The sequence below is a fragment of the Streptomyces sp. NPDC021115 genome, from assembly GCF_044333065.1.
Taxonomy (GTDB): domain Bacteria; phylum Actinomycetota; class Actinomycetes; order Streptomycetales; family Streptomycetaceae; genus Streptomyces.
The window spans coordinates 16,518-36,495 of the sequence record NZ_JBIRQF010000030.1 but is presented as its reverse complement, the minus strand read 5'-3'; the positions used below and the strand labels follow the sequence as shown (position 1 = coordinate 36,495).

21 protein-coding genes, 1 other RNA gene and 1 pseudogene are annotated in these 19,978 nt (G+C 70.8%); 16 read left to right on the top strand and 7 right to left on the bottom strand.

Annotation, left to right across the window (positions count from 1 at the left end; all coding sequences use genetic code 11):
* The first annotated feature begins 38 nt into the window (after positions 1–38).
* The 4 genes from ACH4TL_RS43775 to ACH4TL_RS43760 all read left to right on the top strand — a co-directional run bounded on the left by ACH4TL_RS43775 (position 39) and on the right by ACH4TL_RS43760 (position 5,544).
* A complete protein-coding gene (locus tag ACH4TL_RS43775; RefSeq protein WP_398330677.1) occupies positions 39–1,748 on the top strand; it encodes a serine/threonine-protein kinase in 1,710 nt (569 codons plus the stop codon).
* A gap of 205 nt (positions 1,749–1,953) precedes the next feature.
* The gene (locus ACH4TL_RS43770) at positions 1,954–3,330 is read left to right on the top strand and encodes a serine/threonine-protein kinase (protein ID WP_398330674.1); all 1,377 of its coding nucleotides are present in this window, start codon (positions 1,954–1,956) and stop codon (positions 3,328–3,330) included.
* A gap of 94 nt (positions 3,331–3,424) precedes the next feature.
* Positions 3,425–4,537 (top strand): peptide chain release factor 2, encoded by a 1,113-nt coding sequence (gene prfB, locus ACH4TL_RS43765; protein ID WP_398330671.1) that lies wholly within the window; start codon positions 3,425–3,427, stop codon positions 4,535–4,537.
* 305 nt (positions 4,538–4,842) lie between these two features.
* A complete protein-coding gene (locus ACH4TL_RS43760; protein WP_398330668.1) occupies positions 4,843–5,544 on the top strand; it encodes a PT domain-containing protein in 702 nt (233 codons plus the stop codon).
* A 123-nt stretch (positions 5,545–5,667) separates the two neighbouring features.
* Here the strand turns inward: ACH4TL_RS43760 and ACH4TL_RS43755 are convergent, their stop codons facing one another.
* The gene (locus ACH4TL_RS43755; RefSeq protein ID WP_398330665.1) at positions 5,668–5,868 is read right to left on the bottom strand and encodes a hypothetical protein; all 201 of its coding nucleotides are present in this window, start codon (positions 5,866–5,868) and stop codon (positions 5,668–5,670) included.
* A gap of 329 nt (positions 5,869–6,197) precedes the next feature.
* On the opposite strand from ACH4TL_RS43755, the gene ftsE reads away from it, so the two are divergent.
* From ftsE to ssrA, 5 genes are all read left to right on the top strand, one after another.
* On the top strand, positions 6,198–6,887 hold the full coding sequence (ftsE, locus tag ACH4TL_RS43750; protein WP_254748232.1) for a cell division ATP-binding protein FtsE: 690 nt from the start codon (positions 6,198–6,200) through the stop codon (positions 6,885–6,887).
* Positions 6,888–6,915: 28 nt separating this feature from the next.
* Positions 6,916–7,827, top strand: coding sequence for a permease-like cell division protein FtsX (gene ftsX / locus ACH4TL_RS43745; protein ID WP_398330661.1), 912 nt, complete (start codon positions 6,916–6,918; stop codon positions 7,825–7,827).
* A gap of 68 nt (positions 7,828–7,895) precedes the next feature.
* Positions 7,896–9,122: a S41 family peptidase gene (locus tag ACH4TL_RS43740; RefSeq protein WP_398330658.1), complete on the top strand. Its 1,227-nt coding sequence runs from the start codon at positions 7,896–7,898 to the stop codon at positions 9,120–9,122.
* Positions 9,123–9,140: 18 nt separating this feature from the next.
* Positions 9,141–9,626 carry an SsrA-binding protein SmpB gene (smpB, locus tag ACH4TL_RS43735; RefSeq protein ID WP_398330655.1) on the top strand — a complete coding sequence of 162 codons (486 nt, stop codon included), beginning with the start codon at positions 9,141–9,143 and terminating at the stop codon, positions 9,624–9,626.
* Between the two features lie 108 nt (positions 9,627–9,734).
* Positions 9,735–10,105: a transfer-messenger RNA gene (gene ssrA, locus ACH4TL_RS43730) on the top strand.
* A gap of 69 nt (positions 10,106–10,174) precedes the next feature.
* Here the strand turns inward: ssrA and tgmC are convergent.
* The 4 genes from tgmC to ACH4TL_RS43710 are packed head-to-tail and all read right to left on the bottom strand — an operon-like array spanning position 10,175 to position 13,022.
* Positions 10,175–11,350 (bottom strand): ATP-grasp peptide maturase system methyltransferase, encoded by a 1,176-nt coding sequence (tgmC, locus tag ACH4TL_RS43725; RefSeq protein WP_398330652.1) that lies wholly within the window; start codon positions 11,348–11,350, stop codon positions 10,175–10,177.
* A complete protein-coding gene (locus ACH4TL_RS43720; protein ID WP_398330649.1) occupies positions 11,328–12,233 on the bottom strand; it encodes an ATP-grasp ribosomal peptide maturase in 906 nt (301 codons plus the stop codon). The genes tgmC and ACH4TL_RS43720 overlap by 23 nt, the downstream gene beginning before the upstream one ends.
* Positions 12,234–12,241: 8 nt before the next feature.
* Positions 12,242–12,502, bottom strand: a complete 261-nt coding sequence (gene tgmA / locus ACH4TL_RS43715; RefSeq protein WP_398330765.1) for a putative ATP-grasp-modified RiPP — start codon at positions 12,500–12,502, stop codon at positions 12,242–12,244.
* A gap of 52 nt (positions 12,503–12,554) precedes the next feature.
* Entirely contained in the window at positions 12,555–13,022 is a 468-nt protein-coding gene (locus ACH4TL_RS43710; protein WP_398330646.1) for an ATP-binding protein, read from the bottom strand.
* A gap of 206 nt (positions 13,023–13,228) precedes the next feature.
* On the opposite strand from ACH4TL_RS43710, the gene ACH4TL_RS43705 reads away from it, so the two are divergent.
* Together ACH4TL_RS43705 and ACH4TL_RS43700 are read left to right on the top strand one after the other, a co-directional pair.
* Positions 13,229–14,515 (top strand): helix-turn-helix domain-containing protein, encoded by a 1,287-nt coding sequence (locus tag ACH4TL_RS43705; RefSeq protein ID WP_398330643.1) that lies wholly within the window; start codon positions 13,229–13,231, stop codon positions 14,513–14,515.
* 20 nt (positions 14,516–14,535) lie between these two features.
* Positions 14,536–14,829 (top strand): hypothetical protein, encoded by a 294-nt coding sequence (locus ACH4TL_RS43700; protein ID WP_398425479.1) that lies wholly within the window; start codon positions 14,536–14,538, stop codon positions 14,827–14,829.
* A 193-nt stretch (positions 14,830–15,022) separates the two neighbouring features.
* Here the strand turns inward: ACH4TL_RS43700 and ACH4TL_RS43695 are convergent, their stop codons facing one another.
* Positions 15,023–15,949 carry a zinc-binding dehydrogenase gene (locus tag ACH4TL_RS43695; protein ID WP_398330637.1) on the bottom strand — a complete coding sequence of 309 codons (927 nt, stop codon included), beginning with the start codon at positions 15,947–15,949 and terminating at the stop codon, positions 15,023–15,025.
* Positions 15,950–16,046: 97 nt separating this feature from the next.
* Between ACH4TL_RS43695 and ACH4TL_RS43690 the strand changes: the two genes are divergently transcribed.
* From ACH4TL_RS43690 to ACH4TL_RS43670, 5 genes and pseudogenes are all read left to right on the top strand, one after another.
* Positions 16,047–16,688: a TetR/AcrR family transcriptional regulator gene (locus ACH4TL_RS43690; protein ID WP_398330634.1), complete on the top strand. Its 642-nt coding sequence runs from the start codon at positions 16,047–16,049 to the stop codon at positions 16,686–16,688.
* A 3-nt stretch (positions 16,689–16,691) separates the two neighbouring features.
* Positions 16,692–16,826 (top strand): hypothetical protein, encoded by a 135-nt coding sequence (locus ACH4TL_RS43685; RefSeq protein WP_398330631.1) that lies wholly within the window; start codon positions 16,692–16,694, stop codon positions 16,824–16,826.
* A gap of 40 nt (positions 16,827–16,866) precedes the next feature.
* Positions 16,867–17,442, top strand: coding sequence for an IS607 family transposase (locus ACH4TL_RS43680; protein WP_398330628.1), 576 nt, complete (start codon positions 16,867–16,869; stop codon positions 17,440–17,442).
* Entirely contained in the window at positions 17,435–19,078 is a 1,644-nt protein-coding gene (locus ACH4TL_RS43675; protein WP_398330625.1) for an IS200/IS605 family accessory protein TnpB-related protein, read from the top strand. The genes ACH4TL_RS43680 and ACH4TL_RS43675 overlap by 8 nt, the downstream gene beginning before the upstream one ends.
* A 6-nt stretch (positions 19,079–19,084) precedes the next feature.
* Positions 19,085–19,411, top strand: a pseudogene (locus tag ACH4TL_RS43670) (glutaredoxin domain-containing protein); the annotation flags it as partial.
* A 9-nt stretch (positions 19,412–19,420) separates the two neighbouring features.
* Here the strand turns inward: ACH4TL_RS43670 and ACH4TL_RS43665 are convergent.
* The gene (locus ACH4TL_RS43665) at positions 19,421–19,873 is read right to left on the bottom strand and encodes a DUF3592 domain-containing protein (RefSeq protein ID WP_398330622.1); all 453 of its coding nucleotides are present in this window, start codon (positions 19,871–19,873) and stop codon (positions 19,421–19,423) included.
* Positions 19,874–19,978: the final 105 nt, after the last annotated feature.

The following is a 19,978-nucleotide window of genomic DNA, read 5'->3' as shown; positions in this document are numbered from 1 at the left end:
GATGCAAGTGATATGACCACGACCAGGGAGCGCATGACGTGCGGCCGGTAGGCAGCAAGTACCTGCTCGAGGAGCCGCTCGGACGCGGAGCCACGGGCACCGTCTGGCGGGCCAGCCAGCGGGAGACGGCGGGCGCCGAGGCGGCCGTGGCCGGGCAGCCCGGCGAGACGGTCGCGATCAAGGTCCTCAAGGAGGAGCTGGCGAACGACGCGGATATCGTCATGCGCTTTCTCCGCGAGCGTTCCGTACTGCTCCGCCTCACCCACCCCAACATCGTCCGCACCCGCGATCTCGTGGTCGAGGGCGATCTGCTCGCCCTCGTCATGGACCTGATCAACGGTCCGGACCTCCACAACTATCTGCGCGCGAACGGCCCGTTCACCCCCGTCGCCGCGTCCCTCCTCATGGCGCAGGTCGCCGACGCGCTCGCCGCCAGCCACGCCGACGGCATCGTGCACCGCGACCTCAAGCCCGCCAACGTGCTCCTCGCGGGCACCGGCGAGGGCGAGGAGATGCACCCGATGCTGACGGACTTCGGCATCGCGCGGCTCGCCGACTCGCCCGGTCTGACCCGGACCCAGGAGTTCGTCGGCACCCCCGCGTACGTGGCGCCGGAGTCGGCCGAGGGCCGTCCGCAGACGTCGGCGGTGGACATCTACGGCGCGGGCATCATGCTGTACGAGCTGGTCACCGGCCGTCCGCCGTTCGCGGGCAACACCGCGCTGGAGGTGCTGCACCGGCACCTCAGCGAGGAGCCGCGCCGCCCCACGACCGTTCCCGAGCCGCTGTGGACGATCATAGAGCGCTGTCTGCGCAAGAACCCGGACGAGCGACCGAGCGCCGAGAGCCTGGCCCGCGGCCTGCGCACGGTCGCCGCCGGTATCGGCGTGCACGCCTCGGCCGCGCAGGCGGAGGCCGCGCTCGGCGTCGCCGCGCTGCTCGCGCCGGACCCGGCGCCGGCCCCGGTCCCGGACACCGCCCCGGCGGACGCGGGCGAGGCGACCCAGGTGCTGCCGACGAACGCGCCGGGCAACCAGCCCTCGTACGACCCGGCCGCGGCCACCAACGTGCTCCCCACCACGGGCCCCAACGCGGACCCGACCCAGGCGCTGCCCACGAGCGGCCCGGGTGCCCCCGGGGCGGACCCCACCCGGGCCATGCCGCCCGTACCGCCCGGCGGCGTGCCCGGCCAGGACGATCCGCACCCCTGGCAGAACCAGCTGCGCGCGGCCCGCGACCGCAACGAGCAGACGCAGGTCCAGTACCTCGACCCGAGCGAGGACCCGCTGCGCCGCCGTCCCCACCGGGCCGCGCCGCAGCAGCCGCCGCAGGGGTACCAGCAGCAACAGCAGCAGTACCAGCAACAGCAGTACCAGCAGCAGCAACAGCGGCCGCAGCAGCCCCCGCCGTCGCGCCGTCAGCAGCGCCGCCAGCAACAGCAGCGGCCGCAGCAGTACGCCCGCCCCCAGGAGCCGCAGCCGCAGCGCTACGCGCCGCCGCAGCAGCCGGAGCCGCGCCGCGAGCCCCGGCAGCGCAGGGACAACCCCAACAAGATGAAGATCCCCGGGCTCGGCTGCCTCAAGGGCTGCCTGTTCGTGATCCTCATCCTGGTCGTGGGGTCCTGGCTGATCTGGGAGCTGACCCCGCTCAAGGACTGGGTCGCCCAGGGCCAGAGCTACTGGGACGCGGTCTCGACCTGGGTCACCGACGTCAAGGACTGGATCTCCAGCCTCGGCGGCCCGAGCTGACGTAACGGCCTGACGGCCCGAGCTGACGTGACGGCTGACTCCACCTCAACACCCCGACCGATGCGCCGAGTCAGGTGATTTGTCGACATCCAAGGGGTGTTTTCCGCTCAGAAGTGACAGTTGGCGCTGTCTGGTGCCCCGAACGCGCCAGTAGCCGCGTAGCTTTGTCGCCAACGTGCCCCCTGTCGGAGGATTCGGAGCAGTCTTGTCACGGAAGATCGGCAGCCGGTACACCGCGCACCAGGTCCTGGGACGCGGCAGCGCCGGCACGGTGTGGCTGGGCGAGGGTCCCGAGGGCCCGGTCGCCATCAAGCTCCTGCGCGAGGATCTCGCCTCCGACCAGGAGCTCGTGGGCCGATTCGTACAGGAGCGCACCGCGCTGCTCAGCCTCGACCACCCCCGGGTGGTCGGCGTGCGTGATCTCGTGGTGGACGGCAACGACCTGGCGCTCGTCATGGACCTGATCCGCGGTACGGATCTGCGCACCCGGCTCGACCGCGAGCGGCGGCTGTCCCCGGAGGCCGCGGTCGCGATCGCCGCGGACGTCGCCGACGGGCTGGCCGCGGCGCACGCCGCCGGGATCGTGCACCGGGACGTCAAACCGGAGAACGTCCTGCTGGACATGCAGGGCCCGCTCGGCCCCGGCCGCTCCCACCCCGCCCTGCTGACGGACTTCGGCATCGCGCGCCTGGTCGACGAGCCGGGCCGGGCCCGCGGCGGGCGGCCGTCCCGCGGGCAGGCGGCATCCCAGGGCCGCTCGCCCAACCCGCGCAGCGTGATCGGCACCCCCGACTACCTCGCGCCGGAGATCATCGAGGGGCTGCCGCCGCGCGCGAGCGTGGATGTGTACGCGCTGGCCACGGTGTTGTACGAGCTGCTGGCGGGCTTCACCCCGTTCGGCGGCGGCCACCCCGGCGCGATCCTGCGCCGCCATGTGACGGAGACCGTCGCCCCGCTGCCCGGCATCCCCGACGAGCTGTGGCAGCTGCTGCTCCAGTGCCTGGCCAAGGCGCCCGCGTCCCGGCTGCGCGCCTCCGAGCTGGCCGCGCGGCTGCGCGAGATCCTGCCCAGCCTGGCCGGATATCCGCCGCTGGACATCGACGAGCCGGACGAGGCCGAGGAGCAGGGCGAGGGCGAGCACCCCGAGGGGGGCCACCGGCCCGCCCCCACCGGACCGGGCCAGGGGCGCGGCCAGGGACACGACCAGGGGTACGCCCAGGGATACGGCCACGGCGGGCCGCAGCAGCGGCGGCGCGGCGCGGTCCCGCTGGTCCCGGGCGCGGTGCCGGACAGCAGCCGCGATACCCACACCAGCATGCGCGTGCCCAGCGCGGACGAGCTGGCGGGCGGTGCGCACGGCACCGCGCGCGCCCCCCGCGTACACGGTCAGCGCAGGGCGGGCTCGGCGCGCCATCCCGCGGTCTCCGGTGCGCTGCGCCGCCGTCGGCTCAAGGTCGCGACGGCCACGGTGGCGGCGCTGGTCGTCGTGGGCGTCGGCGGCTGGCTGGTCGCGGGCGGCGGCGACGGCGACGATGCGCCCAAGGGCGGCGAGCACTCGTCCTCACAGGACTCGGGACAGTGACTCCGGGCAGGACTCCCGTTACGCCCCGAGGGCCCGCTGTCCCGCGAGGGACCGACGGGCCGGAGATCCTTCTATAGCGGTTAGGCTGGTGCACGTGGCAGTCGTCGATGTATCCGAAGAGCTGAAGTCCCTCTCCTCGACCATGGGGTCGATCGAGGCCGTCCTGGACCTCGACAAGATGCGGGCCGACATCGCCGTGCTCGAGGAGCAGGCGGCGGCCCCGTCCCTGTGGGACGACGTGGAGAACGCGCAGAAGATCACCAGCAAGCTCTCCTATCTCCAGGGGCATCTGCGCCGGGCCGAGGAGCTGCGCGGCCGGATCGACGACCTCGAGGTGCTGTTCGAGCTGGCCGCCGACGAGGGCGACGAGGACGCGCGCGCCGAGGCCGAGTCCGAGCTGCAGGCCGTGCGCAAGGCCGTCGACGAGATGGAGGTCCGCACCCTCCTGTCCGGCGAGTACGACTCCCGTGAGGCGGTCGTCAACATCCGCGCCGAGGCGGGGGGCGTCGACGCCGCCGACTTCGCCGAGCAGCTGCAGCGGATGTATCTGCGCTGGGCCGAGCGGCACGGCTACAAGACGGAGATCTACGAGACCTCGTACGCGGAGGAGGCCGGCATCAAGTCGACCACCTTCGCCGTGCAGACGCCGTACGCGTACGGCACGCTCTCCGTCGAGCAGGGCACCCACCGCCTGGTGCGCATCTCGCCGTTCGACAACCAGGGCCGCCGTCAGACCTCCTTCGCGGGCGTCGAGGTGCTGCCGGTGGTCGAGCAGACCGACCACATCGAGATCGACGAGTCCGAGCTGCGGATCGATGTCTACCGCTCCTCGGGCCCCGGCGGGCAGGGCGTCAACACCACCGACTCCGCGGTGCGGTTGACCCACATCCCGACCGGCATCGTGGTCTCCTGCCAGAACGAGCGCTCGCAGATCCAGAACAAGGCGACCGCGATGAACGTCCTCCAGGCGAAGCTGCTCGACCGCCGCCGCCAGGAGGAGCAGGCCAAGATGGACGCGCTCAAGGGCGACGGCGGCAATTCCTGGGGCAACCAGATGCGTTCGTACGTCCTGCACCCGTACCAGATGGTCAAGGATCTGCGCACCGAGTTCGAGGTCGGCAACCCGCAGGCGGTGCTCGACGGCGAGCTGGACGGCTTCCTGGAGGCCGGGATCCGCTGGCGCAAGAAGCAGCAGCAGGAGAGCTGAGGCCCCGCGGCCGCGGGGACGGGCGATCGTCAAGTGGTCCTTCATGGACGGTTTTTGGTCACAGTCCTGTACCCATGCGTCACACAAGCACCTTCATAGCGGACATCTCTCCCCCAAAGACGCTTGACGGTGCCATGAAAACTGGGAAGGCTGACGCGCGGCATGCGTATGACTGGGGCGCGTGTGAACGGGGACCAGCGGATCGCCTGAACAGGCAGAGCCCGCGGAACTTCTCCCCCCGACGGCCGTGGCCCCGTGCATAGCTGCTCTCCATTACGAGTACAGCTACTGGGGGTAGCAGGCAGATGACGAAGAAGACGCGGCTGCGGGTCGCGCGTATAGCGGCCGCCGCGGTGATCGCCGCTGGTGCGTCGCTGACCGCCGCCGGCGCCGCATCGGCCGTGGGGATCGACGTCGGGATCGGTGGCGTCGACGCCTCGGTCAAGGCGGACGAGAAGGGTCTGGACGTCGGTGTCGGCGTCGGCAAGCCCGACAACCCCACCGACGAGCCGACCGGGATTCCCACCGGCGACCCGACCGACGACCCGACCGACGAGCCCACCGACGAGCCGACCGGCCTGCCCACCGGGCTGCCGACGCTCCCGACCGGCGAGCCGACCGACGAGCCCACGGGCCAGCCGACGGACGAGCCGACCGACCAGCCCACCGGCGAGCCGACGGACCAGCCCACGGGCCAGCCGACGGACGAGCCGACCGACCAGCCCTCCGGCCAGCCCAGCACCTCGCCCAGCCAGGGCGGCGGCGCCGGCGGCGACGACTCCACCTGCACGGTGGACCTCGACTCCACCAACTGCGACGACAACACGGACACCGACAGCGTCGGCTCCAAGCCGGTCGAGCAGGGCAAGGCCAAGGAGGAGCTGGCCGAGACCGGTGCCTCCTCCGAGACCACCTTCCTGCTGATCGGTGCCGCGACCATGATCGCGGGTGGCATCGGCTTCCGCGTCGTGCCGCGGCTCGCGAACCGCAACAACAACGTGGCCTGATCCAGCGGCCTGATTCACACGCAGTACGCACGTCGAGGGGCCCGGAGCGCTGTCAGCTCCGGGCCCCTCGGGGTGTCTGTGTCGTTGCCGTGATTACGCAGCGTTACGCGGCCTTATACCGCCTTACGCCGCGACCGCCATCTCGTGGGCGAGCACGGCCACCGCGATCAGCGCCACCAGGAGCGCTATCAGCGCGGCCGGGGTCAGCCCGGCGAAGGGACCCTCCTGCTGCTGCAGGCGCTCCCTGCTGGCCCGGCAGACCGGGCAGCGGCCCTCGCTGACCGGGCTCGCGCAGTTGGCGCAGACGAGCCTGTCGTACGTCATGCGCTTTCTCCTCCCGCGCGGCGGTGCCGCAGTAGATATGGGACCAACGCTCAGGGAAATGGGTTGGTTCCCCTTCCACTGTGCCAGCTTCCGCCCGGTTCGGCGCGTCCCGCACGATTCCGTGCCGCATCCGTACCGGTTCTGTGGCCGTTTCGGACGGTCTCGACGGCCGCTTTGTCAACCGTTTGCCCCCAATAGTGCCGTGAATAAACGCACCAAGCCGGATGGGCGCTGCGCGCCCGCGCGCGCTTCGCGTATGGTCACGCTCACCGACGGGAGCCGCTCCGGCTGCTGCCCGTACCGCTACCCAGGTCGACCGTGGTGCATCAGTGATCCGATTCGACAACGTATCCAAGACTTACCCCAAGCAGACCCGTCCCGCACTCCGGGATGTCTCGCTCGAGATCGAGAAGGGCGAGTTCGTCTTCCTGGTGGGCTCCTCTGGTTCGGGAAAGTCCACTTTTCTCCGGCTGCTGCTCCGCGAGGAGCGGGCGAGCCACGGCGCGGTCCATGTGCTGGGCAAGGATCTCGCGCGGCTGTCCAACTGGAAGGTGCCGCAGATGCGCCGCCAGCTGGGCACGGTGTTCCAGGACTTCCGGCTGCTCCCCAACAAGACGGTCGGGGAGAACGTCGCCTTCGCGCTGGAGGTGATCGGCAAGCCGCGCACCGCGATCCGCAAGACCGTCCCCGAGGTGCTGGACCTGGTGGGTCTCGGCGGCAAGGACGACCGGATGCCCGGCGAGCTGTCCGGCGGTGAGCAGCAGCGCGTGGCCATCGCGCGCGCGTTCGTCAACCGTCCGATGCTGCTGATCGCCGACGAGCCGACGGGCAACCTGGACCCGCAGACCTCCGTTGGGATCATGAAGCTGCTGGACCGGATCAACCGGACCGGCACCACGGTCGTCATGGCCACGCACGACCAGCAGATCGTGGACCAGATGCGCAAGCGCGTGATCGAGCTTGAGAAGGGCCGCCTTGTCCGCGACCAGTCCCGCGGCGTCTACGGCTACCAGCACTGATCACGGCTACCAGCACTGAAAGGACGCCATGCGCGCCCAGTTCGTCCTGTCGGAGATCGGCGTCGGTCTCCGCCGAAATCTCACGATGACCTTCGCGGTCATCGTCTCCGTGGCCCTCTCGCTCGCCCTGTTCGGCGGGTCCCTGCTGATGAGCCAGCAGGTGAGCACGATGAAGGGCTATTGGTACGACAAGGTCAACGTCTCGATCTTCCTCTGCAACAAGAACGACAAGGAGTCGTCGGCCAACTGCGCGAAAGGCGCGGCCACCGACGTCCAGAAAAAGGAGATCCGCTCCGAACTGAACCAGATGAACATCGTCGAGTCGGTTCAGTTCGAGACCAGCGAACAGGCGTACAAGCACTACAAGGAACAGTTCGGCGATTCCCCGCTCGCCGATTCGCTGACTCCCGACCAGATGCAGGAGTCCTTCCGCATCAAGCTGAAGGACCCGACCCGGTACGACGTCATCTCCACCGCCTTCGCGGCCCGGCCCGGGGTGCAGGAAGTCCAGGACCAGAAAGCCTTGGTCGACGATCTCTTCAATCTGCTCAACGGCATGAACTACGCGGCGCTCGGCGTGATGACGCTGATGCTGGTGGTCGCGTTGATGCTGATCGTGAACACGGTACGGGTGTCGGCGTTCAGCAGGCGCCGGGAGACCGGGATCATGCGGCTCGTCGGCGCGTCCAGCTTCTACATCCAGATGCCGTTCATCATGGAGGCCGCCATCGCGGGGCTGATGGGCGCGGGCTTCGCCTGCGTACTCCTCGTCAGCGGCCAGTACTTCCTGGTCGACAACTGGCTCGCGGGCAAGATCGACGTGATCAACTTCATCGGATGGGACGCGGTGCTGGCCAAGTTGCCGCTCGTGCTGGCGATCGGGCTGCTCATGCCCGCCCTCGCGGCCTTCTTCGCGCTCCGCAAGTACCTCAAGGTGTGACATTCGCCCAGGGCGCCGTACCTCACAACCAGCCGTACGGCGCCTGGGCTTGCCCTACACTCACCGGCATGTCGGGCCCGTGTTTGTTCGTCCATCCCCGCCGCATTCGCCACGGGGCCGCCCTGACATTGGTCTTCGTGAGCGTGCTCGCCACCGGCGCCGCCACCGGCTCGTGGGGGGCCGAAGGCCCCGCCCGAGCCGCCGACCGGGGCTCGTCGGCCGCGCGGATACCGATCCGCCCGGTCGCCGCCGGCTCCGTCGAGAGCGACCAGGTCGAGGCGGCCGCTGCCGAGGCCGAGGAGGACGGTAAGTCAGGTTCGCAGGCTGCCCGTGAAGCGGTGAGCCGCAGCGGCGACCGGTGGGGCGCGGTCTACAGTGCCCGTGAGTACGAGGGATTCCGCCAGCACCTCGACGGCGCCTACGTCGGCGTCGGGGTCTCCGCGCGGGTCGGAACCGGCGGCCGGATCGAGGTGGACCACGTCCAGCCCGGCAGCCCCGCCGACCGCGCCGGGCTCCGGGCCGGCGACCGGCTGCTGAGCGTCGACGGTACGAAGGCCACCGGCCGCCCCGTCACCGAGGTCGTCGCCCGGCTGCGCGGACACGCCGGACGCTCGGCGGGCACCCCGGTGACGCTCGGCCTCGAGCGCGACGGCCACCGGTGGCGGCAGACCCTGCACCGGGCGCGGCTGGCCACCGAGCCGGTCACCGTCGACCGCGTCTCCGGCCGCGTCGGCGACGCGAGACGGGGCGCCGTCCGGATCAAGGTCGACTCCTTCACCAAGGGCTCCGGCGAGGCGGTGCGCCGCGCGGTGCGGGACGTCCCCGAAGGCGACGGCATCCTCCTCGATCTGCGCGGCAACTCCGGCGGCCTGGTCACCGAGGCCGTCACCACCGCCTCCTCCTTCCTCGACGGCGGCCTGGTCGCCACGTACGACGTACGGGGCGAGCAGCGTGTCCTGGACGCCGGGTCCGGCGGCGACACCCACAGCCCGCTGGTCGTCCTCGTCGACGGCGGCACCATGAGCGCCGCCGAACTCCTCACCGGCGCACTCCAGGACCGCGGCCGCGCCATCGTCGTCGGCTCCCGCACCTTCGGCAAGGGCTCCGTGCAGATGCCCAGCAAGCTCTCCGACGGCTCGGTCGCCGAGCTGACCGTCGGCCACTACCGCACCCCCGCCGGCCGCATCGTCGACGGCGCGGGCATCACCCCCGACCTCACCGTCCACGGCGACGAAGGACCGAGCGCCGACGCACGCGCCCGGACGGTATTGAGTGGCCTCGGGGGCGGGTCCTAGTGCGAGAATGACCCTGCTATGGCTAAAGAGACGGGTCGCAAACTGATCGCGCAGAACAAGAAGGCGCGGCACGACTACCACATCCTCGACACCTACGAGTGCGGCTTGGTGCTGACCGGGACCGAGGTGAAGTCGCTCCGCCAGGGCCGCGCCTCGCTCGCGGACGGCTTCGCACAGCTCGACAACGGCGAGGCGTGGCTGCACAACGTGCACATCCCCGAGTACAGCCAGGGGACGTGGACCAACCACTCGGCACGCCGCCGCCGCAAGCTGCTGCTGCACCGGGCCGAGATCGACAAGCTGATCGGCAAGACGCAGGAGACCGGCCACACCATCGTGCCGCTGTCCCTCTACTTCAAGGACGGCCGCGCCAAGGTCGAGGTCGCGCTCGCCAAGGGCAAGAAGGACTACGACAAGCGCCAGGCCCTCCGCGAGAAGCAGGACCGCCGCGAGACCGACCGCGCGATCTCGGCGGCCCGCCGCCGCGAGCGCGGCCGGGTCTGACCTCGGACGTCGCCCGGCGGGAATGATGTGGCCCCGTAGCGCGTTGTTCACCTATGATGGACGCCGTGCCCCTCCGAGGGCGCGGTAGCACCATTGAAAACACCACATGGGGATGATCGGTTTCGACAGCGGCTGTCGAAGCAGGGGAAGCGAGCCGAGGAAGCGGCAATGATCTCGTAAACCATATGTCGCAACCAATAATCGCCAACACCAAGCGCGATTCCTTCGCCCTCGCTGCCTAAGTAGCGACCTCGCGAAGTGTCAGCCCGGGGCTGTTCCCGACCCGGATCCTGGCATCGACTAGGGAACTAAACCACTAGACCCGGTCACGGGGTGTAGTGGGAAATCAAACAGTGACTGAGCCCGTCGGAGACTTGTCCGCGTGATCTCCGGGGCCGAGAAAATCACAGCGGACTGCGCTCGGAGAAGCCCTGATTCCGCACCGTTGGACGCGGGTTCGATTCCCGCCATCTCCACTCATCCCATGTACGACGAGGGCCCCGCCATCCGGCGGGGCCCTCGTCGTGTTCGGGGGCCGGCCCTTTTGCTCAGGTGAGGCGGTGTTCCCAGCGCAGCGCGGGCCCGTCGCCGATCCAGTACGTGTGAGAGCTGGGGGTGACGCGGAGCCGCATGGTGCTGATGTCGGGGCGTCCGGCTTCCTGCCAGGCGATGAGTGTCCGCTCGATGTCGTCCCACAGCGCCACTGGTCCGCCCTGCCGGACGGTCCAGCCGGAGCCCTCCCCCGTGAAGGCCGCGAAGGATTCGCGGTCGGCGTCGAACACGTAGAGCTGCTGGGTGCCATCGGCCCGGGCGGCGCGTACGAGCTGGGCGCCGGGTGCGGCGAGCTGGGCGAGGAAGGCGGGCATCCATTCCTCCAGCAGCGTCGGGGGCACCTTCGCCTCGCGCTCGCTGTCGGCGTAGGCGGTACGCGCCGACAGGTCACCGGCGAGCGGAACGGCGGCCTGGGAGCGGGCCTGCATGAACGACGCCTCCCCGGTGATCCGCCCCTCGGCCGTACCGTCGTCGTTCACGGTGACCTTGGCGAGCCCGGTGCCGTACGCCCACGAGCCGGGGGCGAGGGTGGCGAGGATGATGCCGCCCGGCCTGGTCTGGCGTACCCAGGTGTGGGGGATGCGCCGCACCGCGCACGTGGCGATGACCCGGTCGTAGGGAGCGCGGCGGGGGTGGCCGAGGAGCCCGTCGCCGGTCACGGTCCAGGTGGAGTATCCGGCGGCTTCCAGGGCGGCATCCGCACGGGCGGCCACGCCCGGGTCCACCTCGACCGTGGTGACGTTGTCCTCTCCGAGCCGGTGGCACATCAGGGCGGTGGAGTAGCCGGTGCCGGTGCCGATTTCCAGCACGGTGTGACCGTCCTCGACGTCCAGGGCCTCGATCATGCCGACGACCGTCACGGGCGTGGTGGACGATGAGGTGGGAACGCCGGGCACGGAATCGGCGGCCTGGTCGGCGGTGAGGTGCCCGTCCAGTTGCGTCACCAGGGACTCGTCGCGGTAGGCGATCCTGGACCATTCCTCGGGGACGGAGCCGAGCGTGGTGACGGGCCGCCAGCGTCCGTCGTCGGTGGGCAGGAAGACGCCGGGCCGGAGGAACAGTTCACGGGGTACGGCCTCGACCGCCGCACGCCACTTCGGGTGGGCGAGGACTCCGGCCCCTTGGAGCCGGTCGGCGAGGGCGCTCCGCTCAGGCGCGGTGTCGGGCGTCATTCGGGCTTGTCTCCTTGAGCGAGCAGGGTTCGCCGTCGCGGTCGAGGGCGAGATCGAAGCTGCCGGAGGGGAGGCCGAAGTGGTCGAGGCAGGCGCGTAGCGCCTTCTCCAGCCGATCCGGCAGGTCTACCACGCGGTACGACAGGGCAGAGTAGTCCTTGCGCCAGTCCAGCAGGCCGGAGTCGATGCGGACGGCGAACGACCGGCGGCCGACGATCAGCACCCGGAGGTCGGCCACCTTGTCCACACGGGCCTGGAACAGGTGTGGCGCCGCGCTCACCGTGTCGTCCACCTCGTCGGCGGTGACCGGCTCGGCCCAGCTCGTGAGGCCGACACCGTCTCGCTCGTACGGGGTCCACCGCAGCGTCTTGGTGATCACCTGCCCGTGCGCGGTGATGAACCCGCCTGCTTCGCCGGGGTCGTTGGTCACCAGCGTCGCGGGCACGGTGAGGCCGAGGCGTACGGCTGCGGCGAGTTGGATGGGTTTGTGGTCGGCTGCCGCGTTGCGGGCGGGGTGGTTGACCCAGTAAGGGCCGTCGAGGGCGTAGAGGGTGCCCGCGAGCCCATGGCGGACCTGCGCGGCGGCATAGCGTGCGTCGTCCGCGTTCAGGTGCTCGAAGGCGGGCCAGATGGGGCGGCGCCAGTACACCGCCCGTACATGCTCCAAGTCGGCGGTCCGCGAGGGGGTGCGGAGCTGTCCGGCCACCGGTTCGGCGGCCGGGCGGCCGCCGAACCGAGCCGAGACCGTCAACTCCCCGACCGGGAGGTCCGCAGGGTTGAGGCGGACCACAGGAACGCCGCGCTCATTGAGGTGAGTGATCACCATGTCGGCGGTGATGTCGAGCGGTTCCGTGACCACCAGGACGGGTTTCGTGTCGGTCATCAGGGCTGTCAGTCCTGCTGCGAGTCCTGGTCGGAGCCCGTGTCGTTGCGCGAGTCCAGGTTCGTCACGGTCGACGTCGAGGTGGCGGAGCTGGTGCCGTGCCTGCCCATCTCGACCACCAGGCCGTCGCGGTCACGGAACACGCCGGTCTGGGTGTCCGGGTCGATGGTGACGGTGGTGAACGGCATCTCCGCCGCGGTGGGGTACGGGCCGAGTCGGCGCAGGCCCCAGGGGCGGACCGGGGCGGGGCGGTTGGGAGCGGTGCACATGGTCATGGCTTGTCCAATCGTGACTGAGGTGAATAGGGATGCCGGTTGGGTGTCACGGCAGGCGGCCCGGGGTGGCGCACTCGGCCCAGACGCCCTTGCCCCACGGCTTGCGGTCGATCCCCCACCGGCAGGAGACGGCGTCCACCACCGCCATGCCGCGCCCGGACTCGGCCGTTTCGCTCGCCTGGACGACGCGGGGGATGGCGCGGGACCGGTCGAACGTCGAGATCCGTACCAGGTGATCGCCGGAGCGTTCGACCTTGAGGCGGAAGCTGCCGCGCTGCTCGGGTTCGGGGGTGTGGCGGGCGGCGTGCCGGATCGCGTTGGTGGCCAGCTCGGAGGCGATCAGGCGGGCATCGTCCACCATGTCCTCCAGCCCCCAGGCCCGCAGGGTCGCGGCGACGGACAGGCGCGCGATGCCTACGGATTCCTCGGTGCACGGGAGCGACTGGGAGTAGGCCGGATGGCCTGTTTCGGTGGGGGTGAGCGGTGAGGGCTTGCTGATCATCGTCGTCGTCATCTCGTCGGCCGTCTGATGGTGGGAAGACGCCCGGGCTGCCGCCGGGCGTGGCATCACCATCGCGGCCCACCGCCTCGTGCGGGAGCGTGAGATGGCCTTCCGCACGTCGTGTGCCGAACCCGCACACGGCGTGCTTCCACGCGCCCTCCCCACCCGCCCGCGATACCCCTAGCGTCGTTTCTCTCGTTGTTCCGCGGGAGGTACCTATGGACATTGGTTCAGCGAGCGTTGACATCGGGGCGATCCTTCGCGGCGCTCGCTGCGCCGCCCGCCTCACCCAGGCGCAAGTCGGCCAGGCTTGTGGCTACTCCGCGTCGGCCGTCTCCCGGATCGAGTCCGGGCGCATGCGGCTCGACCACCCCACGCTGGTGCGGTTTGCCGCGTTCTTGAACGTCCCACTCGACCGGCTGACCGCGACTCCCGCGCCGGGCGGACCCACGGCCGATACGGTGGAGCGGCCATCGGACGAGGAGGATGCGGTGCGTCGTAGGAATCTGCTCACCGGTGCGTTGGCGGCCGGAGCGACGGCCGTTGTCGGTGTCGCCCCAGCGGGCGCCGCGTCCGGCCCCTTCGATCCGGCGGCTGGTCTTGAGGACGCTCTCTTCCGGCTCCCCTCTGCTGCCCCGGTTCCCCTGGCCCGCCTCGTCCAGCAGACGGCGGCCGCGCGGTCGGATTTCTGTGCCGCTCGCTACGCCGCGCTCGGCCGCGCGCTCCCGGGCCTGCTCGCCGCGGCCTCGGCGACGCGGGACGCGTCGAGCGGGCGGGCGCGAGAGCAGGCGAGCATGGCGCTCGCGCGGGCATACGTGCTGGCGGCCGAATTGGCGCTCAAGCAGCACAACGACGCGGCCTGGGCGGCCGCCGACCGTGCGCTGACCGCGGCCCGGGCCAGCGGCCATCCGGTTCCCATCGGTGAGTCCTCCCGGGTGCTCGCGATCACCATGCGGCGGTCGGGGCGCGGCCCGGCTGCGGTGCGGTTGCTCACCCGGGAGGCGGCCGATTTGGATGCCGGTCAGTCCCCGACCGGGGCTGTGCGTACGACACTGATGTTGACGGCCGCGTACACAGCGGCCACCAGCAGGGACCGTGCCACGGCGCTGGACCTGCTGGACGAGGCTCAGGAAGAGACCGAGCGGCGCTCGGCGGTACCGGGGTTGTTCACCGTGGACGCCAGCCGGACGCAGGTGGACGTCTACCGGATCGGCGTGCTCAACGCGCTCGGCACGCCTGACGAGGGCGTGAAGGTCGCCTCGAGGCTGACCATCGACCGCATGCCGACGGCGGAGCGCCGCGCCCGCGCCTGGACGGATACGGCCCGCATGTGGCACGCCCTCGGTGACCAGCCGCAGACCTTCGCGGCGCTTCGCCGGGTGGAGCGGGAGGCGCCACAGGAAGTGCGGCGGCCTGCCCTGCGGACCCTGACGGCGGACCTGTTGTACACGTCCGCCCGCGTGCCGGGAGTGCGGGAATTCGCGGCCCGGACCGGGGTCCTGTGAGCCTCGTCCGGATCGGGGACGTGGAGTCCGTGTGGGATGACCTGATGGGCGTCTACAAGGAGTGCTGGGCGCACAAGGTCCATCTGCCGCACTACGCCCCGGAGGCGTTCGGGGAGCGGCTGCACCGGCACGCCGTCGAGCCGGGGTGGGAGGCCGTGGTGGCGTACGACGCGGGCGAGCCGGTCGGCTACCTCTACGCCAACCGGCTCGACGGAGCGGAGGACCGCTGGTGGCGCCGTACGCGCCCGGAGCCAGGGGCGGACATCACCGGGGCGCCCACTGTCGCGGTGAAGGAGATGATGGTCCGTCCGTGATGGCGCAGGCAGGGGATCGCCCGCAGGCTGCATGACGCCCTCGTGGCCGGGCGGGCCGAGACGCAGGTGTCCTTGATGGTGAACCCGCTGAATCAGGACGGGAAGGTGCAGGCCCTCTACACGGCGTGGGGATACCGGGCGGTGGGCACCGCTCAGTCTTCGCCCGAGGCGCCGGTCTTGACAGTGATGGTTCTCAGCTGATCTCCAGGACGGCCTTGCCGTGGAGGCGGCGGTCGAGGAGGGCGGTCACGGCTTCCTCGGCGCGGTCCCAGCCGCCGCGCCAGGCGATCTGCGGGTCCAGGCCGCCCGCCGCGAGGCGCTCGGAGAGCCAGGTGAGGTCCGGGGCGAGGTCGGGGCGTTCCAGCAGGAAGAAGGTGACGATCGAGCGGTCGTGGCGGCCGTCGTTCCCGTAGAGGGCGCCGAAGGGGAACGTTTCGGGCCGGCCCGTCACATGGCCGACGGAGACCAGGGTGCCGTGCGCGGCGAGCTTTCCGTATGCCTGGACGAGTTGGGGGCCGCCGACTAGGTCCACCACACCGTGTACCGGTTCGGTGGTCTCTTCAGGGGACGCGATCACCTCGTGGGCGCCCAGGGCGCGGAGGGCGTCGCCGTGGGCGGCCGGGTCGCCGGTGGTGGCGATGACGTGGGCGCCGCCGAGGCGGGCGAGTTGGACGGCGTACCGGCCGACGCCGCCGGTGGCGCCCGTGATCAGGATGCGGCGGCCGAGGGTGTCGCCGATCCGACGGAGGGCGCGCAGCGCGCTGCCGCCCGCGACCGGGAGGGTGCTCAGCGCGCCCGGGTCGGCGCCCTCGGGCGGGATGCCGATCAGGCCGGTGTGTACGGCGCGCAGTTCGGCCCATCCGCCTGCCTCGCCGATGGTGACCACGGGGGTTCCGGCGGCGGGGCCGGAGCCGTCTGCGGCGGCGCGTTCGATCACTCCGGCGGCGTCCCAGCCGAGCACCGTGCCGTCGGGGGCCTCGTTGCGGTGGGCGGTCTCGCCGTAGTTGAGGGAGGTGGCGGTCACCCGGACCAGTGCTTCGTGCGGGGCGGGTTCGGGGTCGGCGGTCTCGCCGAGGCGGAGTCCGGAGGGGGTGGAGCTGTCGACGAGCAGGGCGCGCATGGGAGTTCGGCCTTCCGGAAGGGGGTGAGGGCTTATTTATGCCACTGAGTGGCAGAAGCGCGCAAGTGGCATTCGCGTTCGCGTTACACTCGTCGCTGTGACTGCCGCCCCCACTCCGTCGCTGCGTGAACGCAAGAAGCGGCGCACGCGTCAGACGCTGATCGACACCGCCCTGGAGCTGTTCACGGAGCGCGGCTTCGGCGGCGTCACGCTGGATGAGCTGTGCGAGGCGGTCGAGGTCTCCAAGCGGACCTTCTTCCGCTACTTCCCCAGCAAGGAAGACGTCGCCATGGCCGCCGACCAGGATCTGTGGCGGGCCTTCCTGGAGGAGCTGGACACCGTCGACCCCGGCCCGCGGACGCTGGTCGAGCTGGGGCGGGACGCGCTGCTCGCCGCGCTGGAGCGCATGGACGACGAGGGCTGGGCCGACCGCGTGCTGCTCAGCCGTCGGCTGGCCGTGCGGACGCCCTCGATGGCCGCGCACGGGCTTCAGTTCTGCGAGGCCACGACCCAGGGGGCGCTGGAGATCCTGCACCGCAGGTTCGCGGTCGGGGCGCCGGGCGACGTACGGCCCCGGCTGGCCGTGGACATGCTGGTCGCCGCGTTCCACTGCGCCGTCGCGGGCTGGGTGGCCCACGCGGACAGCGCCGCGCCCCCGGCCACGCGGGATCTGGCCGTACGCCTCCGTGAGGCCGTCGCCGCCCTGCCGGGCGGCCTCACCATGACCGTGGAGGGCTGACCGATGCGCGCGTGGACCCTGCCGGTGCTGCTGGTGCTCTGCGGCTCCGGCCTCGCGACCGCGCTGGCCTCGCGGGGGAGCCCCGGTGGGGCCGCCGCGCTCCTTCTGGGGTGCCTGCTCGTCTTCGAAGTCAGGTAAGTGAGCGTAACCATGTATGAGTGAGTGTCGTTGTCAGGGCGTGAATCTGACGGAGTGGGCGAGGACGCAGGGCGTGCATCCGCAGACTGCGTATCGCTGGTTCCGTGAGGGGACGTTGCCGGTACCGGCACAGCGGGTCGGGCCGCGCACGATCCTCGTGAACGTGAATGCCAACACCGCGCCCGAAGCGGTCGGCGGTCTGGGCCTGTATGCCCGGGTCTCCTCCCGCGGCCAGAAGGCCGATCTGGAGCGACAGACTGCCCGGCTTGCCGAGTGGGCAGCGATGGCCGGCCACTGTGTCGTGCGTGTGGAGGCGGAGATCGGCTCGGGCATGAACGGCGGCCGGTCCAAGGCTCGTCGCCTGCTGGCCGATCCGGAAGTGACCACGATCGTGGTGGAACACAAAGACCGGCTCGGCCGGATGAACGTGGAGCTGGTCGAGGCAACGCTTGCCGCGCATGGCCGTCGCCTGGTCGTGCTGGATGACGGCGAGGTCGAGGACGACCTGGTGCGGGACATGGTGGAGGTGCTGACGTCGTTCTGTGCTCGTCTGTACGGGCGCCGGTCGGCGAAGAACCGCGCTCGCAAGGCACTGGAGGCCGCCGAGCATGGCTGAACAGAAGAAGCCGCTGTGGCAGATCGCCCGGCCGTTCGTCGCCGATGGCCCCTCGGGTGTCAGCATCCGTGACCGGCTCAAGGGGCTCACCGCCGAGGACGAGAAGGTTCTGCGGCTGGTCGGCGCGCACATGGGGCGCTTGTCTTGTCTCGATCTGGCCCGGCGCTGCCGTGACGGGCTGGAGCACTCCACCGACACGTGGGCCGCCCGTAAGCGGGACCTGACCGCCGAGTCGTCCTCCCGCTGGGCGGGGTCGGTCACCTCCAACACGCATGACCAGTGGGGTCTGTCGCGCCGGGCCCAGCACGCCCACCTGCAATCCCTGGACGCCGGGATCAAGACCGTGCGGCACCGCCTGTCCCTGCCCATCGGGGAGAAGGGCGGCCGGGGCATGCCCGGCGGCTACCGCAGCAAGCACGAGTGGTTCCACAAGACCCGACGGCTGGCGATCCTTCAGGCCGCACACGAGCGGGTCAGGGCCGAACACGAAGCAGGCCGGGTGTCCGTGGTGCGCGGTGGCCGTCGGCTGCTGGGAACCCGTCACAACCTGAAGGCCGCGAACCTGACCGAGGCGCAGTGGCGGGAACGCTGGGAAGCCGCCCGCTGGTTCCTCACGGCTGACGGCGAGTCCGGCAAAAGGTTCGGGAACGAGACGATCCGCGTGAGGCCCGACGGTCAGATCAGCATCAAACTCCCGGCGCCGCTCGCCCAACTGGCGAACGCCCGGCATGGCCGATACGTCCTGGCCGCCCGCGTCACCTTCCCGCACCGGGGAGATGAATGGCGCGACCGCATCGAAGCGAACCGTGCCGTGGCCTACCGCGTCCACCTCGATGTGCAGCGCGGACGCTGGTACCTGGATGCGTCCTGGACCCGCAAAGACCTGCCCGTCGTCCCGCTGGACGCACTGCGGGCAGACGGTGTGATCGGTGTGGATACCAACGCTGACCACCTCGCCGCGTGGCGGCTGGACCAGTACGGCAACCCGGTCGGCAAGCCCCGCCGCTTCGACTACGACATGACCGGCCCCGCCACCCGGCGTGACGCGCAGCTCCGGCACGCCCTCACCCGCCTCCTGCGCTGGGCCAAGTCCACGGATGTGCAGGCCATCGCCATCGAAGACCTCGACTTCACCGACTCCAAGACCCGCGAGAAGCACGGACGGCGCAAGCGGTTCAGACAGCTCATCTCGGGCATCCCCACCGGCAAACTCCGCGCACGCCTGCTGTCGATGTGCACGGAGACCGGTATCGGTGTGATCGCTGTCGATCCCGCCTACACCTCCATGTGGGGCGCCGAGCACTGGCAAAAGCCTCTCAGTACACCCCGACGCCCTGTCACTCGCCATCAGGCGGCAGGCGTCGCCATCGGACGACGCTCCCTCGGCTACCGGATCAGGCGACGGACAGCACCGCCCCGCCAGCACCAGAGCGATGCTGGCGGGCATCGGACCGTCCAGGCCCGACCCCGTGACCGAAGGAACGAGGGAAACCGCCCCCGCGTACCCGGACCACGGACACGATCCGCTGGAGCTGGACGCGGCGCGAACGCGGTGGACCAGAACGCCCAAGACCGTTCGGGGCGTTCGACTGAGCACGAGTTCTGGCAACAGGACTCACTCCCGCTCAGTCTTTAGGAACGGTTCGTGCTGCTCGCGGGCGTCAACTCGCCGCTGGTCTTCCCGAGGTCGATCGGCGTGCTGGAGGCGCAGCGCCGCAGCGCGGCCGACGGACGGCCCGTCGTCTACTGGCGGCCGGGCTGCGCGTACTGCGTCAGGCTGCGCACCCGGCTGGGCCGCCGCGCCCGCCGGGCGCATTGGGTCGACATCTGGCGCGACCCGGAGGGAGCGGCGGCGGTGCGGGCGGCCAACGACGGCGACGAGACCGTGCCGACGGTCGTCGTCGCGGGCCGAGCGCACACCAACCCCGACCCCGAATGGGTACGCGAACAGCTCCCCGGCGCGGTCTGACGGCGGCCGTCAGCTGAAGGCGACCATCAGGCCGAAGCCGAGGAAGAGCGTGCCGGCCAGGATCATGCCCAGCGTCGGGCCCACCAGCTGGCGCCGCATCCATACCCGGGCCTTCCGCGACTCGCCCGGGAGGTACATCACCTCCACCCTCCGGCCGGTCGGCAGCCCCAGGCCGATGCCCTGGATCGCGGTCGTGAACTCCACCTCGTGGCCCTGACGGTCGTGGAACTGGATGACCGGCGTCTGGGTCGTATGCCGGTTCTGCTTCTGCTTCCGGGTCTGGTTCCGGTTCTGCTTCTGGTTCTGCTTCTGGGCCTGGCGGTCCACGTTGGCGACCACCAGCCCCTCCGTACGGACTCCCTCACGGTGCAGCCGTCGCACCAGCCGGGCGTCGCGCAGGGCGCAGGCGTAGAGAAACAGGCCGATCGCAACGCACAGGAGATCGGCTCCGGGCATGCCCATGGGTGGTTTCGCCCCTTTCGTTGTGTTCGTTTTCCCGCCCCTCTGACACAGGGACGCATTGATCCAGAGCGTCGGTTGCGCCCGGGCGGTCTGTCGCGCGGCGAC

Excerpts from the sequence above, each read along its gene's own strand:
- ACH4TL_RS43760 (WP_398330668.1), top strand. The coding sequence starts at position 4,843 with ATGACGAAGAAGACGCGGCTGCGGGTCGCGCGTATAGCGGCCGCCGCG.
- ACH4TL_RS43755 (WP_398330665.1), bottom strand. The coding sequence starts at position 5,868 with ATGACGTACGACAGGCTCGTCTGCGCCAACTGCGCGAGCCCGGTCAGC.
- ftsX (WP_398330661.1), top strand. The coding sequence starts at position 6,916 with ATGCGCGCCCAGTTCGTCCTGTCGGAGATCGGCGTCGGTCTCCGCCGA.
- ACH4TL_RS43740 (WP_398330658.1), top strand. The coding sequence starts at position 7,896 with ATGTCGGGCCCGTGTTTGTTCGTCCATCCCCGCCGCATTCGCCACGGG.
- smpB (WP_398330655.1), top strand. The coding sequence starts at position 9,141 with ATGGCTAAAGAGACGGGTCGCAAACTGATCGCGCAGAACAAGAAGGCG.
- tgmC (WP_398330652.1), bottom strand. The coding sequence starts at position 11,350 with ATGACGCCCGACACCGCGCCTGAGCGGAGCGCCCTCGCCGACCGGCTC.
- ACH4TL_RS43720 (WP_398330649.1), bottom strand. The coding sequence starts at position 12,233 with ATGACCGACACGAAACCCGTCCTGGTGGTCACGGAACCGCTCGACATC.
- tgmA (WP_398330765.1), bottom strand. The coding sequence starts at position 12,502 with ATGTGCACCGCTCCCAACCGCCCCGCCCCGGTCCGCCCCTGGGGCCTG.
- ACH4TL_RS43710 (WP_398330646.1), bottom strand. The coding sequence starts at position 13,022 with ATGACGACGACGATGATCAGCAAGCCCTCACCGCTCACCCCCACCGAA.
- ACH4TL_RS43705 (WP_398330643.1), top strand. The coding sequence starts at position 13,229 with ATGGACATTGGTTCAGCGAGCGTTGACATCGGGGCGATCCTTCGCGGC.
- ACH4TL_RS43695 (WP_398330637.1), bottom strand. The coding sequence starts at position 15,949 with ATGCGCGCCCTGCTCGTCGACAGCTCCACCCCCTCCGGACTCCGCCTC.
- ACH4TL_RS43685 (WP_398330631.1), top strand. The coding sequence starts at position 16,692 with ATGCGCGCGTGGACCCTGCCGGTGCTGCTGGTGCTCTGCGGCTCCGGC.
- ACH4TL_RS43675 (WP_398330625.1), top strand. The coding sequence starts at position 17,435 with ATGGCTGAACAGAAGAAGCCGCTGTGGCAGATCGCCCGGCCGTTCGTC.
- ACH4TL_RS43665 (WP_398330622.1), bottom strand. The coding sequence starts at position 19,873 with ATGGGCATGCCCGGAGCCGATCTCCTGTGCGTTGCGATCGGCCTGTTT.